Raw genomic sequence first — 13608 nt, forward strand, 5'->3', positions numbered from 1 at the left:
TACCCCGAAGGGCCTTTCCGCTCGACTTGCATGTGTTAAGCACGCCGCCAGCGTTCGTCCTGAGCCAGGATCAAACTCTCCGTTGAAAAACAACACCCACCAACCAAAAGGCCAGCGAGAAAAAGAGATGCCTGACAAAGAGACACTGACAAAAAAGATCAAACCAAAGTCTGATCAGCCAGAATCATTGTCAAAGAAATCCACCAACCACAACCAACCAAAGTCAGCCATAGTTGACGGGGCATAACAAACTAATTCGTCGACTATTTGACACACTGTTGAGTTCTCAAAGATCAACCGCGCACCGCGATCACCTTCACTTTGTGAAGCAGACCTTCGGGGCAACCTGGTGAAACTTACCCGGTCTTACTCGGCTGGTCAACTCGGCGGGGCCGGTGCCAGTCAGTCATGACCGGATCGCCTGAGTTCTACCCGCTTCCCTGGGCCGGCTGGCCTGGTGTGGGGGTTTCGCTCGCGGCGACAGAGAGAACACTACACACGCCCCGGCAGAGCATCAAATCGGGGCAGCCCCTTCGCCGGACGGTACGTCGAAACGGTCGGGTCCCCGCTCACCCAGAACCTCCACGGACGCTCCGGCGCCCCGCGCAGTCCAACCCGGGGACCGCTGCTCACCTGGGGCACCTCCGGGCCGAGTTCGAGCCGGATCGGCCCCTCGGCGAGGTCGACCCCGTCGTGCTCCCGGCGCAGCCCCAGAGTGCGTCCGAGCCGGCCCGGACCGGTGGCGAGCTGTCGCAGCGGCGTACCCGGGCGTTCGGCGCTGAGGCGGTCGATCCCCCTCACCACCTCGCCGGCGCGAAGCAGGCAGCCGGCTGCGATCCCCTCTTCCCCGCACACCACGTTGCCGCACAGGTGCATCCCGTAGGAGAGGTAGACGTACAGGTGCCCGGCCGGCCCGAACATGGTGGCGTTGCGGACGGTGCGCCCGCGGTAGGCGTGCGAGCCGGGGTCACCCGCCCCGTCGTAGGCCTCGACCTCGGTGATCCGGACGGCGACATCGCCGTGGCTCACCAACGCACCGAGGAGGCGCGGCGCGACCTCCTCCGGGGGTCCCGCCAGCGCCTCCTCGAGCGATGCAGGTCTGTCCGTCACGCGGTCATCCCGCGATGGCGTCCAGGTGAGCGCCATCCAGGGCGCCGCCGTGCACTCATCCCAGTGCACCTCGGAACTCGTGCGCCCTGGCCCGCAGCTCGTCGAGCTGCTCCCTCACCCGGACCGGGGCGGTGCCACCACGTCCGTCGCGCGAGGCGACGGAGCCCTCGACGGTGAGGACCGAGCGCACCTGCGGCGTGAGCGCGGGGTGGATCTCGGCGTACTGCTCGTCATTGAGCTGGTCGAGTTCGAGCCCGAGCTCCTCACAGCGGCGTACACACGCGCCGGCCACCTCGTGGGCGACCCTGAACGGCACGTTCTGACGAACCAGCCACTCGGCGATGTCGGTGGCCAGGGAGAAGCCCTGCGGTGCCAGCTCGGCCATCCGGTCGCCGTGGAAGGTCAGGGTCGCGACCATGCCCGTGAAGGCCGGCAGCAGGACCTCGAGGGTGTCGGCCGAATCGAAGACCGGTTCCTTGTCCTCCTGGAGATCGCGGTTGTAGGCCAGCGGAAGGGCCTTCAGGGTGGCCAGCAGACCGGTGAGGTTGCCGATCAGACGGCCCGCCTTGCCCCGCGCCAACTCCGGGATGTCGGGGTTCTTCTTCTGCGGCATGATCGAGGACCCGGTGGACCAGGAGTCGTGGAGCGTCACGAAACCGAACTCCTTGGTGCCCCACAGGATCACCTCCTCGGCGATCCGGCTCACGTCGATGCCGATCTGGGCGGCCACGAAGGCCCACTCCGCCACGAAGTCGCGTGAGGCGGTGCCGTCGATGGAGTTCGCCGTCGAGGCGGTGAAGCCGAGCTCGTGGGCCACCAGCTCCGGATCGAGGCCGAGGCTCTGCCCCGCCAGCGCGCCGCCGCCGTACGGCGAGTCCGAGACAACCCGGTCGCGCCAGTCGCCCAGCCGGTCGACGTCGCGCAGCAGGGCCCACGCGTGCGCCAGCAGGTGGTGGGCGAGCAGCACCGGCTGTGCGTGCTGCAGATGAGTGCGGCCCGGCATGATCACCGCCAGGTGGGCCTCGGCCTGGGCGGCGAGCGCCTCGACCAGATCGAGCACCAGACCGCTGACCTTGCGCTCGTGGTCGAGCAGGTAGGAGCGGAACAGGGTGGCGACCTGGTCGTTGCGGGAGCGCCCCGCCCGGAGCTTGCCGCCGACGTCGGGACCGACCTCCTCGATCAGCAGCCGCTCAAGGGCGCCGTGGACGTCCTCGTCGGAGGGGGCCGGGTGCAACTGCCGTGCGACGTACCGCTCGGCGAGGACATCCAGCCCGCGGTGGAGCTCGATCTCCTCCTCGGACGTGATCAGGCCGGCCGAGCCGAGCGCCTTGGCATGCGCGTGCGAACCGGCCAGGTCGTAGAGCGCGAGTCGCCAGTCGAAGTGCGTGGATCGCGAGAGCGCCTCCAGCTCCGGGGACGGGCCGCCCTCGAAGCGGCCGCCCCAGAGCTTCCCCTCGCCGGTGGTCGACACCGTCGCCCCGGTGCTGGGGGCGGGGGTGTTGCCGTTCTCCCCCATCAGTCGGCCCCGAACTCCATCGCGGCCTCATCCACGAGGACCTCTTCGTCGCCGGTCACACCCGGGTTGGCGGTGATCCGGTCGGCGCCGCCGGAGGGCAGCTCGCCGAAGAGGGTGCCGTGCTCCACGAGAACCTGGCCCTGGTCCAGCGGCTGAGCGGCGTACAGCTCGAGCTTGTCGCGCGAGTCGGCGATGTCGAGGTTGCGCATGGTCAGCTGGCCGATGCGGTCGGTGGGGCCGAAGGCGGCGTTCTCCACGCGCTCCATGGAGAGCTTCTCGGGGTGGTAGGAGAAGTGGCGGCCCTCGGTGGCCAGCACGGTGTAGTCCTCACCGCGCCGCAGCCGGAGGGTGACCTCGCCCGTCACCAGCGAGGCGATCCAGCGCTGGATGGCCTCGCGCAGCATCAGGGCCTGCGGGTCGAGCCAGCGGCCCTCATAGAGCAGACGGCCGAGCTTGCGGCCCTCGAGGTGGTAGTTGGCGATGGTGTCCTCGTTGTGCACGGCGTTGATGAGCCGCTCATAGGCGATCCAGAGCAGCGCCATTCCCGGGGCCTCGTAGATGCCGCGCGACTTCGCCTCGATGATGCGGTTCTCGATCTGGTCCGACATGCCCAGGCCGTGCCGGCCGCCGACGGCGTTCGCCTCCATCACGAGGGCGACAGGGTCGTCGTAACGCACGCCGTTGATCGAGACCGGGCGGCCGGCCTCGAAACCGATCGTGACGTCCTCGGTCGGGATCTCGACCGCGGGATCCCAGAACTTCACGCCCATGATCGGCTCGACCACCTCCAGCGAAACATCGAGGTGCTCGAGGGTCTTCGCCTCGTGGGTGGCGCCCCAGATGTTGGCGTCGGTCGAGTAGGCCTTCTCCGCCGAGTCGCGGTAGGGCAGCCCGTGCTCGGTGAGCCACTCGCTCATCTCGTGCCGCCCGCCCAGCTCGGTCACGAAGTCGGCGTCCAGCCACGGCTTGTAGATGCGCAGCTCGGGGTTGGCCATCAGGCCGTAGCGGTAGAACCGCTCGATGTCGTTGCCCTTGAAGGTGGACCCGTCACCCCAGATGTTGACGTCGTCCTCCTGCATGGCGCGCACCAGCATGGTGCCGGTGACCGCACGACCCAGGGGCGTGGTGTTGAAGTAGGTGCGCCCGCCGCTGCGGATGTGGAAGGCACCACAGGCGATCGCGGCCAGGCCCTCCTCCACCAGCGGACGGCGGCAGTCGACGGCGCGCGCGATCTCGGCGCCGTACTCACGGGCCCGGCCGGGGACGCCGGAGATGTCCGGCTCGTCGTACTGGCCGATGTCGGCGGTGTAGGTGCAGGGCACGGCGCCCCGGTCACGCATCCAGGCGACCGCCACGGAGGTGTCGAGGCCTCCGGAGAAGGCGATACCGACGCGCTCTCCCCGGGGTAGGGAGGTGAGGACCTTGCTCAAGGTGAACTCTTTCTCTTCAACTGATGATGACTGTGCGGAGGACCGAGGTACGCCGGAGCGCTCGGTCCGCACGCTCAATCGGGTGGTGGGGTGCCGGGGTCGGCGAAGGACAGGAACCGCTCGGCGAGCTCGGGTCCGGCCTGGGGGTCGCGACCGATGACCAGGACGGTGTCGTCGCCGGCGATGGTGCCCAGGATGTCGGCGAACTCGGTCTTGTCGAAGGCGGAGGCGAGGAACTGCGCGGCCCCGGGCGGGGTGCGGAGGACCACGAGGTTCGCACTCGCATCGGCGCTCACCAGGAGCTCCTGGCAGAGCCGGGCGAGCCGGTGGCGAGCGGCCGTGGTCTCCCGCGGTGCCGCGGCCCGCCGGTCGCCACCCTCCGCCGGAAGCGCGTAGACCAGTCCGCCATCGCTGCTGCGGACCCGCACCGCGTCGAGCTCGACGAGGTCGCGGGAGAGCGTCGCCTGCGTCACCTGGACATCGTGCCGCACCAACAGCTCGGCCAGCTCCGCCTGGGAGTGGACCTCATGGGTGCCGACCAGGTCGACGATCAGCTGGTGCCGGGCGCTCTTGGTCGCGGGCCGGAGGGTGGACTCGGTCATCGGGTCTCCCCCGGCAGGACGGAGACCGGCAACTCGGTGGCGGGGGTCAGGCCGGCATGGACGGCTAGGAAGGCGAGCACGGCCTTCTGGGCGTGCCGCCGGTTCTCGGCCTCGTCCCACACCACGCTGCGAGGACCGTCCAGGACGCCGGCGCTGATCTCCTTGCCCCGGTAGGCCGGCAGGCAGTGCAGCACGATCGCCGCAGGGTCGGCGTACGCGAGCAACTGCTCGTCGAGGCAGTACGGCGCGAACACCTCCGCGCGCGCGGCCGCCTCGTCCTCCATGCCCATCGACACCCAGGTGTCGGTGATCACGACGTCGGCGCCGGTGACCGCGGCGACCGGGTCGAGTTCCAGCCGCACCGATCCGCCGGTGGTGGTGGCGATCTTCGCGGCCGCGTCGAACATCGCCTGGCTGGGGGCGTATCCCTCCGGGGCTCCGATGACGACGTGCATCCCCGCGGTGGCACCGGCCAGGAGCCAGGAGTTGCCCATGTTGTTGGCGCCGTCACCCACGAAGGCCGCAGTCAGCCCGGCGAGGGTGCCGCGGTGCTCGCGCACCGTCAGCAGATCGGCGAGCAACTGGCACGGGTGGAAGTCGTCGGTGAGCGCGTTGATCACCGGCACGCCGGAGTAGGAGGCCATCTCCTCGAGCTTGGCCTGCTCGAAGGTCCGCCACACGACGGCGCTGGCCTGTCCACCGAGCACCCGGGCGACGTCGGCGACGGACTCGCGGACGCCGACGCCCGCAAGCAGGCTGTCGACCTGCATGGGGTGCCCACCCAGCTCGGCGATGCCCGCGGAGAAGGAGGTCTGGGTGCGCAGCGTCGGCTTGTCGAACAGGACCGCCACCGAACGCGGCCCCGCCAGCGGCTTGTGGGCGTACGGAGATGCCTTGAAGGCGGCGGCGAGATCCAGCACCGCGGCCTGCTCGGCCGGGCTCAGATCGTCATCGCGCAGCAGGCTCCGCGGCGTCATGCTCCACCTCCGGAGGGGTCATCGGCGGGGCCGGTGCCCACACCGGCGGCATCCAGGATCCCCGGCCATGCCTCCACGAAGCCGGCCGCTTCCTCCTGGGTGAGGATCAGCGGTGGGGCGAGCCTGACCCGGCCGGGGGCCGCGGGGTTGATGATGAAGCCCGCGGCGAGGGCGGCGTCCGCGACCGCGGGAGCGGCCGGGCTGTGGAGCACGATGCCGAGCAGCAGGCCCTCCCCGTCCACGCGGGCGACCCGCGGGTCGGCGGCCAGACCGTCCGCCAACTTGTGGCCGAGCACGGTCACGTGCTCGAGCAGGTCGTCCTGCTCGATCGTGCGGATCACCGCCAGGGCGGCCGCACAGGCGACCGGGTTGCCGCCGAAGGTGGTGCCGTGATTGCCCGGCTGGAGCAGGTCACCGGCCGCGCCGATGCCCAGGCAGGCCCCGATCGGGAAGCCGCCGCCCAGGCCCTTGGCCAGGGTGACCACGTCGGGCACCACGCCGCTGGCGCTGTGGGCGAACCAGGCGCCGGTGCGTCCCATGCCGGTCTGCACCTCGTCGAACCACAGCAGCGCACCGTGCTCGTCGGCCACGGACCTGGCCGCCGCCAGATACTCGGCCGGGGGTACGACGACCCCGGCCTCTCCCTGGATGGGTTCGAGCACGATCGCGGCGGTCTGGTCGGTCACCGCGGCGGCGAGGGCCTCGGCGTCACCGTAGGGGACGAAGGTGACCTCGCCGGGCAGCGGCTCGAACGGCGTGCGGTAGGCCTCCTTGGAGGTGAGCGCCAGCGCTCCCATGGTGCGACCGTGGAAGCAGCCCTCGGTCGCGACCAGGTGGGTGCGCCCGGTGCGCCGGGTGAGCTTGAGGGCCGCCTCGTTGGCCTCGGTGCCGGAGTTGGTGAAGAAGACCTTCACGCCCCGGTCAAGGCCGGGGTGCTCGGCACCGAACAGCGCCCCCAACTTCTCCGCCAGCGAGATCTGCGCCTCGGTGGTGAAGAAGTTGGACACGTGGCCGAGGGTGTGCAATTGGGTGCTGACCGCCTCGACGAGGGCGGGGTGTCCGTGCCCGAGAGCGTTGACCGCGATCCCGCCGAGCAGGTCGAGGTAGACGCGGCCCTCGGCGTCCCACACCCGCGCGCCCTCGCCGCGGGTGAGCACGAGCTTGGGCGGGCCGAAGGTGTTCATCAGCGCGCCGGCGTACCGGCCCGCATGGTCCGGCGAGGTCGCCGGGTGCTCGCTGTGCTGGGTCATCCCTGGATCTCCCTGGCCTTGCGTGTCTTGGTCTCGACCCCGGGCAGGACCTGGGTGCCGACACCCTCCTTGGTGAAGAGTTCGAGCAGGACGGCGTGGGCCTCCCTGCCGTCGACGACGGTGGCTCGCGGGACGCCGCCACGGACCGCCTGCAGGCAGGCGCCCATCTTCGGGATCATCCCGCTGGCCAGGTCGGGCAGGATCGCCTCGAGGGCCTCGGGGCTGACCTCGCCGATGACCTCCTCGGGGTCGGGCCAGTCCAGGTAGAGCCCTTCGACGTCGGTGAGCACCAGCAGCTTCTCGGCCCCGAGCGCCACCGCCAGCGCGGCCGCGGCCAGGTCGGCATTGACGTTGTAGACCGTGCCCTCGACATCGGGGGCGATGCTGGAGACCACCGGGATCCGGCCGGCCTCGATCAGGTCGTTGACCGCCTCCGGGCGTACGTCGACGACCTCGCCGACCTGACCGAGCTCGACCTCCTCACCGTCGACCGTCGTGGTCGCCGGCTCGGCGGTGAACAGGCCGGCGTCCTCGCCGGAGAGCCCCACCGCGAGCGGCCCGTGCTCGTTGATCAGGCCGACCAGTTCGCGCTGCACCTGGCCCACCAGCACCATCCGGACGACGTCCATGGCCTCGGGGGTGGTGACCCGCAGGCCGCCACGGAACTCGGACTCGATGCCGAGCCGAGCCAGCATCGCGGAGATCTGCGGTCCGCCCCCGTGCACCACGACCGGCTTGAAGCCGGCGAAGCGCAGGAACGCGATGTCCTCGGCGAAGGCGCGCTTGAGGGTGTCGTCGGTCATGGCGTTGCCGCCGTACTTCACCACCACGACCTTGCCGTGGTATTCCTTCAGCCACGGCAGGGCACCCGCCAGGGTGCGGGCCTTCGCGGGGTCCGGCTTGCCGGGGTTGTGCGAGATGGTGTCGATCTCGAAGTTCGATTCGCTCATGAGCTGTACGCGCTGTTCTCGTGGACGTAGGCGTGGGTGAGGTCGTTGGTCCAGACCGTCGCGCTGGCCGCGCCCGCCTTCAGATCGATGGTCACGGTGACGTCCCGTTCCTCCAGGCTGATCGCGGCGGGGTCCTCGGCCGGCGTCGAGTGCCGACAGACCCAGACGTCGTTGAGCGCGACATCGAGGTCGGCCGGGTCGAAGGCCGCCTGGGTGGTGCCCACGCTGGCCAGGATCCGGCCCCAGTTGGGATCCTTGCCGAAGATCGCCGCCTTGAACAGGTTGCTGCGGGCGACGCTGCGCCCCACCTCGACGGCGTCGTCCTCGGTGGCGGCGTTGACGGTGGTGATCGCGATGCTGTGATCGGCGCCCTCGGCGTCGTGCAGCAGCTGCATCGCCAGATCGCTGCACGCCTCGGTGAGCCTGGCCGTGAACTCGGCCTCCTCCGGTGCGATCCCGCTCGCGCCGCTGGCCATCAGCGCCACGGTGTCATTGGTCGACATGCATCCGTCGGAGTCGAGCCGGTCGAAGGAGACCTGGCACGCGGCCCGCAGTGCGCGGTCGAGCACGTCGCTCGGCACGGCCGCATCGGTGGTGATCACGACCAGCATCGTGGCCAGCGCCGGCGCGAGCATGCCGGCGCCCTTGGCCATCGCGCCGATCGACCAGCCGTCGCCTTCGACGAGGACCGTCTTGGACACCGAATCGGTGGTCATGATCGCCTCGGCGGCGTCCTGGCCGCCGTCCGGGGAGAGCGCCGTCGCGGCTGCCTCGACGCCGGCGAGGAGCTGGTCACGGTCGTTGTGCAGACCGATCAGGCCGGTGGAGCAGACCACGACGTCCCCGGCCCCGACCCCGAGCCTGCTGGCGACGAGTTCGGCGGTGGCGTGGGTGGTCTGGAAGCCCTCGGGTCCGGTGTAGCAGTTGGCCCCGCCGGAGTTGAGGACGACGGCGCGCACGACACCGTCCTTGGCCACCTCGCGGCTCCAGATCACCGGGTTGGCCTGGCAGCGGTTGGCCGTGAACACGACCGCCGCGTCGTACGAGGGACCCTGGTTGACGACCAGGGCGACGTCCTTGGCACCGGTGGACTTGAGCCCGGCGGGGACGCCGGCGGCCAGGAAGCCCTGGGGGTGGGTGGTGCTCATGCGTGATCTCCGTTCGGGACGGTGGGGATGGCGGTCACGGGGCGACGCCGACCGTGCTGAGACCGGTGGTCTCCTCCAGACCCAGGGCGAGGTTCATGCACTGCACGGCCGCACCGGCGGTGCCCTTGGCGAGGTTGTCGATGGCGCCGACCGCGACCATCCGGCCGGCCCGCTCGTCCACGGTGACCTGCAGCTGGACGGCGTTGGAGCCGAGTACCGACTGGGTCTGCGGCCACTGGCCCTCGGGCAGCAGGTGGACGAAGGGCTCCTCGGCGTAGGCCTTCTCGTACGCGGCGCGGACCTGATCGGGGGAAACCCCCTCGGCGAGGGTGGCCGAGCAGGTGGCGAGGATCCCTCGCGACATCGGCACCAGCAGCGGGGTGAAGCTGACCCGCACCTCGCCGTCCACGAGCGTGGAGAGGTTCTGGGTGATCTCGGGCGTGTGGCGGTGCGTGCCTCCGACGCCGTACGCGCTGGCGCTGCCCATGACCTCGCTCCCGAGCAGGTGCGGCTTGGCGGCCTTGCCCGCGCCGCTGGTGCCGCTGGCGGCCACGACCACGACGTCCGGCTGCACGACCCCGGCGGCGACGGCCGGAGCCAGGGTGAGCGTCGAGATCGTCGGGTAACAGCCCGGCACCGCGATCCGCTTCGCGCCGCGCAGCAACTCGCGCTGGCCCGGCAGCTCGGGCAGACCATAGGGCCAGGTGCCGGCGTGGGTGCCGCCGTAGTAGGCCTCCCACTCCGCGGCGTCGGCGAGCCGGAAGTCGGCCCCGCAGTCGATCACCACGGTCTCCTCCGGCAGCTGCGCGGCGATCGGCCCGGACTGGCCGTGCGGAAGACCGAGGAAGACGACGTCGTGACCCGCCAGCACGTCGAGCTCGGTCGGCTCCAGGACGCGCTCGGCGAGCGGCAGCAGGTGGGGCTGCAGCCCGCCCAGTCGCTGGCCGGCGTTGGATGCCCCGGTCAGGGCACCGATCTCGATCTCCGGGTGTCCGAGCAGGAGGCGTAGGATCTCACCTCCGGCATAGCCACTCGCTCCGGCGACTGCGACCCGCGTCTTCGTCATATGCATGACTATACAGTCATTAGCATGAATATGTGCACGGGGGTCACGTCACCCGAAATCTGAGGCGTTGAAGTGGCGGACGGTGTGAGGATGGACGGCATGTCCTCCCTCACCCCGGAGCGGTTCAGGCAACACCTCGCCGCCGAGTCCGCGAGATTCCACCGGGTCCTCGCCGACACGGACCCGGCCCTCCCCGTGCCGACCTGCCCGGACTGGACCGCCGCCGACCTCGTCTGGCACCTCGGGGGGGTGCACAACTTCTGGCACTGGGTGGTCACCCACCGCCCGACCGCCCCGGACGACTACACCGCCCCGGACCGCCCCGGGACGTACGCCGAGGTGCGGGCCTTCGCCCTCGACGCGACCGAACGCCTCCACCGCGCCCTGGAGGAGGCCGACCCCGACGATCCGGCCTGGTCCTGGTCGGATGAGCCGACCCATCACACCGTCGGCTGGGTGCATCGCAGACAGGCGCACGAGGCGCTGATCCACCGGGTCGACGCCGAACTGACCGCCGACTGCCCGACACCACTCGACGCCGAACTGGCCGCCGACGGGGTCGATGAGGTGCTGGACGTGATGTACGGCGGACAGCCGTCGTGGGCGACCTGGGTCCCGCTCCCCCGGCATCTCCGCGTCGACCCGTCGGACGCGGCCTCGTCGGTCCATGTCCAACTCGGCCTGTTCTCGGGAGAGGACCCCGAGGACGGGAAGGTGTACCGGAACGAGCCGGACGCGCACGTCGTCGCACCCGGGGATCAGGCGCAGGAGCCCGACGCCGTGATCGCGGGGCCGGCCGCCGACCTCGACCTGTGGCTGTGGCACCGGGGTGGGGACCAAGCGCTGCTGGCGACCGGCGACGCCGGCGTACTGGAGGACTTCCGGCGCTGCGTCGCCGGGCCGATCGACTGATCGGCGCCCCTCCACGTTGCCCGAAGGTCACCCACCCGTCGCCCCGCGAGATTCGAACCCCGCCGGTCCGCGAACGGGGCCTCGCCGTCCCTGCGATCCCTCTACGCTGATCTGGTGCTGACGCGACTGGCGGTCTTCCTGGGCTCCCGAGACGGTGCCGACCCCGACCTGGTCAAGGCCACCTATGCTCTCGGCCGATCCCTGGCCGAGCGGGAGATCGAACTCGTCTACGGCGGCGGTGCCGCCGGGTTGATGGGCCATCTCTCCCGCGGGGTGCTCGACGCGGGGGGCCGGGTCTACGGGGTGATCCCGCGGTTCATGATCGAGCGCGAGTGGGGCCGCACCCACGGGGAGCGCCTGGAGATGCATGTGGTGGGCACCATGCACGAACGGAAGGCCATGATGGCCGAGCGGGCGCAGGCATTCCTGGCACTGCCCGGAGGACTCGGCACCCTCGAGGAGCTCTTCGAGGTCTGGACCTGGCACACCCTCGGTCTGCACGACAAACCGCTCGGGCTGCTCGACCTCGGCGGCTTCTGGCAACCGCTGCTCGCCACTCTCGACCGCCTCGTCGAGGCCGGCTTCATGGACGCCGACACCGTCCGGGCCCTGGTCGTCGCTCAGGAACTCGACCCCGTGCTCGACGGGCTGGACCAGGCACTGCGCTGAGCCGGCTGCGGCTCACTTGAGCGAGCTACGGCGGTACTGACGCACCGACAGCGGCACGAACACCACCAGGATCAGCACCACCCAGCCCAGGGTGTAGGCGATCGGGTGCTGCATCGGCCACGCATCGGGCGCAGGGAGTCCACCGGTGTTGCCGAAGCACTCCCGGGCCGCCTGGGTGAGCGCGGAGACGGGGTTCCACTCCACGATGGTGCGTAGGACGCCGTCGAAGGACTCGGTCGGCACGAACGCGTTCGAGACGAAGGTGAGCGGCATGATCACGATGAAGCTGGCGTTGTTGATCACCTCGACGCTCGGCACCAGCAGGGCGACGTACCCCATCACCCAGCTCAGCGCGTAGGCGAAGACCAGCAGCAGCACGACCCCGACCAGCGCGTCCAGCGCACCCTCCCGGATCCGCCAGCCCACCAGCAGGCCGGTCAGCCCCATGATGAGCAGCGAGAGCACGTTGTAGACGACATCGGAGGCGGTGCGGCCGACTAGCACCGCCGACCGGGCCATCGGCAGGGACCGGAACCGGTCGATGATGCCCTTCTGCATGTCCTCGGCCAGTCCGGCGCCGGTGAAGGTCGACCCGAACACCACCGTCTGGGCGAAGATCCCGCAGATCAGCCACTCCTTGTAGTCGACCGCGCCGCCGGGGTTGATCGCTCCGCCGAAGACATAGGCGAAGAGAAGCACGAACATGATCGGGCTGATCAGCACCCACACCAGCACCTCGGGCACCCGGCGGATCTTGATCAGGTTGCGCTGAGCCACCACCCAGCCGTCGCTCAGGGCACTGGTCAGGCGGGCGAACCCGTGCGGGGTCACCGGCACGTAGGCGGTCATCGGCGGGCCTCCATCTCGTCGTGAACGGCAGGGTCGAGTGGTACGGCGTCCGGTCCGGACGGTCCGGAGTCACCTGGACGGGACTCGGTGCGGTGACCCGTCAGGGTGAGGAAGACGTCGTCGAGCGTCGGGCGGCGCAGCCCGATGTCGAGCACCTTGATGCCCTTCTCGTCGTAGGCGGCCAGCAGGTCACGCAACTCTGCGGCGCCGGTCGCCACGGCGGCGCTGAGGTCGCGCCCGCTCTCGCCGACCTCCACCTGGTCCAGAGCCACCCGTGCCAGCTCGCGCCTGGCGTCCTCCAGCCGGTGGGGCTCGGCCAGCACGACCTCGATGCGCTCGCCACCGGTGCGCGACTTGAGCTCGTCGGCCGTGCCGCGCGCGATCTCGCGACCCTGATCGATCACCAGGATCTCGTCGGCGAGGCGATCGGCCTCCTCGAGGTACTGGGTGGTCAACAGCAGCGTCGACCCGCTCCCGACCAGGTCCCGGATGACCTCCCACATCTGGGCGCGGCTGCGCACGTCGAGGCCGGTGGTGGGCTCGTCGAGCACGAGCACCGGCGGCTCGGCCACCAACGCGGCCGCAAGATCGAGACGGCGGCGCATGCCCCCGGAGTAGGTCTTGGTCGGGCGGTCCGCCGCATCGGCGAGGTCGAACCGGTCCAGCAGTTCGCGGGCCCGGGCCTGGGACCGACGCCGGCCGAGATGGTAGAGGCGCCCGACCATCACGAGATTCTCGTAGCCGCTCAGCTGCTCGTCGACCGCGGCGTACTGGCCGGAGAGCCCGAGCCGGGCCCGGGCACCCATCGGATCGGCGAGCACGTCGACCCCCGAGACCCACGCTCGGCCCTCGTCGGGGACGAGCAGGGTCGTGATCGCCCGCACCGCCGTGGTCTTGCCGGCGCCGTTGGGTCCCAACAGCGCCATCACCGTGCCGGCCTCGACCTCCAGGTCGAGGCCCGCCAGTGCGGTCACCCCTCGATACCTCTTGACGAGCCCTTCGGCCCGGATCATCGTGTCCACCCGACCAGTGTGACCCAGCACACGGACAGGTTGTGTCCGCAATCTCCTCAAGAGCGGGGGCGAGATCAGCCGAAAGCGAGGGACGCCGTACTGAAAGCGTGCTGAAG

The 13608-nt window shown here is 70.3% G+C and carries 13 protein-coding genes and 1 rRNA gene; 2 read left to right on the plus strand and 12 right to left on the minus strand.

Going from position 1 to position 13608, the window contains the following annotated elements; all coding sequences use genetic code 11:
• The 10 genes from G515_RS0100655 to argC form a co-directional block, all read right to left on the minus strand.
• A 16S ribosomal RNA gene (locus tag G515_RS0100655) occupies positions 1–86 on the minus strand; the annotation flags it as partial.
• A 406-nt stretch (positions 87–492) separates the two neighbouring features.
• Positions 493–1110: a DNA-3-methyladenine glycosylase gene (locus G515_RS0100660; protein ID WP_051217848.1), complete on the minus strand. Its 618-nt coding sequence runs from the start codon at positions 1108–1110 to the stop codon at positions 493–495.
• 55 nt (positions 1111–1165) lie between these two features.
• Positions 1166–2626 (minus strand): argininosuccinate lyase, encoded by a 1461-nt coding sequence (gene argH, locus G515_RS0100665; protein WP_051217698.1) that lies wholly within the window; start codon positions 2624–2626, stop codon positions 1166–1168.
• On the minus strand, positions 2626–4056 hold the full coding sequence (gene argG, locus G515_RS0100670) for an argininosuccinate synthase (protein WP_028658583.1): 1431 nt from the start codon (positions 4054–4056) through the stop codon (positions 2626–2628). The genes argH and argG overlap by 1 nt, the downstream gene beginning before the upstream one ends.
• A 74-nt stretch (positions 4057–4130) precedes the next feature.
• Positions 4131–4658, minus strand: coding sequence for an arginine repressor (locus tag G515_RS18795; protein ID WP_036553685.1), 528 nt, complete (start codon positions 4656–4658; stop codon positions 4131–4133).
• Entirely contained in the window at positions 4655–5635 is a 981-nt protein-coding gene (argF, locus tag G515_RS0100680; protein ID WP_028658584.1) for an ornithine carbamoyltransferase, read from the minus strand. Before argF ends, G515_RS18795 begins: the two co-directional genes overlap by 4 nt.
• Positions 5632–6885 carry an acetylornithine transaminase gene (locus tag G515_RS18800; RefSeq protein WP_051217699.1) on the minus strand — a complete coding sequence of 418 codons (1254 nt, stop codon included), beginning with the start codon at positions 6883–6885 and terminating at the stop codon, positions 5632–5634. Before G515_RS18800 ends, argF begins: the two co-directional genes overlap by 4 nt.
• Positions 6882–7835: an acetylglutamate kinase gene (argB, locus tag G515_RS0100690; RefSeq protein ID WP_084652881.1), complete on the minus strand. Its 954-nt coding sequence runs from the start codon at positions 7833–7835 to the stop codon at positions 6882–6884. The genes G515_RS18800 and argB overlap by 4 nt, the downstream gene beginning before the upstream one ends.
• Positions 7832–8983 carry a bifunctional glutamate N-acetyltransferase/amino-acid acetyltransferase ArgJ gene (gene argJ, locus G515_RS0100695; protein WP_028658586.1) on the minus strand — a complete coding sequence of 384 codons (1152 nt, stop codon included), beginning with the start codon at positions 8981–8983 and terminating at the stop codon, positions 7832–7834. Before argJ ends, argB begins: the two co-directional genes overlap by 4 nt.
• Before the next feature lie 34 nt (positions 8984–9017).
• Complete coding sequence (gene argC, locus G515_RS0100700; protein WP_157570947.1) at positions 9018–10055, minus strand: N-acetyl-gamma-glutamyl-phosphate reductase; 1038 nt, start codon at positions 10053–10055, stop codon at positions 9018–9020.
• A gap of 93 nt (positions 10056–10148) precedes the next feature.
• Between argC and G515_RS18805 the strand changes: the two genes are divergently transcribed.
• Positions 10149–10961: a maleylpyruvate isomerase family mycothiol-dependent enzyme gene (locus G515_RS18805; protein WP_036553699.1), complete on the plus strand. Its 813-nt coding sequence runs from the start codon at positions 10149–10151 to the stop codon at positions 10959–10961.
• Between the two features lie 114 nt (positions 10962–11075).
• Positions 11076–11630, plus strand: coding sequence for an LOG family protein (locus G515_RS0100710; protein WP_084652882.1), 555 nt, complete (start codon positions 11076–11078; stop codon positions 11628–11630).
• 12 nt (positions 11631–11642) lie between these two features.
• Here the strand turns inward: G515_RS0100710 and G515_RS0100715 are convergent, their stop codons facing one another.
• Positions 11643–12479, minus strand: a complete 837-nt coding sequence (locus G515_RS0100715) for an ABC transporter permease (RefSeq protein ID WP_028658589.1) — start codon at positions 12477–12479, stop codon at positions 11643–11645.
• Positions 12476–13492: an ATP-binding cassette domain-containing protein gene (locus G515_RS18810; RefSeq protein WP_084653041.1), complete on the minus strand. Its 1017-nt coding sequence runs from the start codon at positions 13490–13492 to the stop codon at positions 12476–12478. The genes G515_RS0100715 and G515_RS18810 overlap by 4 nt, the downstream gene beginning before the upstream one ends.
• Between the last annotated feature and the right edge of the window lie 116 nt (positions 13493–13608).

Origin of the sequence: Nocardioides insulae DSM 17944 (genome assembly GCF_000422825.1) — a bacterium.
GTDB lineage: Bacteria > Actinomycetota > Actinomycetes > Propionibacteriales > Nocardioidaceae > Nocardioides > Nocardioides insulae.

Bases quoted from the DNA above. Each gene is read 5' to 3' on its own strand.
- argH (WP_051217698.1), bottom strand. From the start codon at position 2,626: ATGGGGGAGAACGGCAACACCCCCGCCCCCAGCACCGGGGCGACGGTG.
- G515_RS18795 (WP_036553685.1), bottom strand. From the start codon at position 4,658: ATGACCGAGTCCACCCTCCGGCCCGCGACCAAGAGCGCCCGGCACCAG.
- argF (WP_028658584.1), bottom strand. From the start codon at position 5,635: ATGACGCCGCGGAGCCTGCTGCGCGATGACGATCTGAGCCCGGCCGAG.
- G515_RS18800 (WP_051217699.1), bottom strand. From the start codon at position 6,885: ATGACCCAGCACAGCGAGCACCCGGCGACCTCGCCGGACCATGCGGGC.
- argB (WP_084652881.1), bottom strand. From the start codon at position 7,835: ATGAGCGAATCGAACTTCGAGATCGACACCATCTCGCACAACCCCGGC.
- argJ (WP_028658586.1), bottom strand. From the start codon at position 8,983: ATGAGCACCACCCACCCCCAGGGCTTCCTGGCCGCCGGCGTCCCCGCC.
- argC (WP_157570947.1), bottom strand. From the start codon at position 10,055: ATGCATATGACGAAGACGCGGGTCGCAGTCGCCGGAGCGAGTGGCTAT.
- G515_RS18805 (WP_036553699.1), top strand. From the start codon at position 10,149: ATGTCCTCCCTCACCCCGGAGCGGTTCAGGCAACACCTCGCCGCCGAG.
- G515_RS0100715 (WP_028658589.1), bottom strand. From the start codon at position 12,479: ATGACCGCCTACGTGCCGGTGACCCCGCACGGGTTCGCCCGCCTGACC.
- G515_RS18810 (WP_084653041.1), bottom strand. From the start codon at position 13,492: ATGATCCGGGCCGAAGGGCTCGTCAAGAGGTATCGAGGGGTGACCGCA.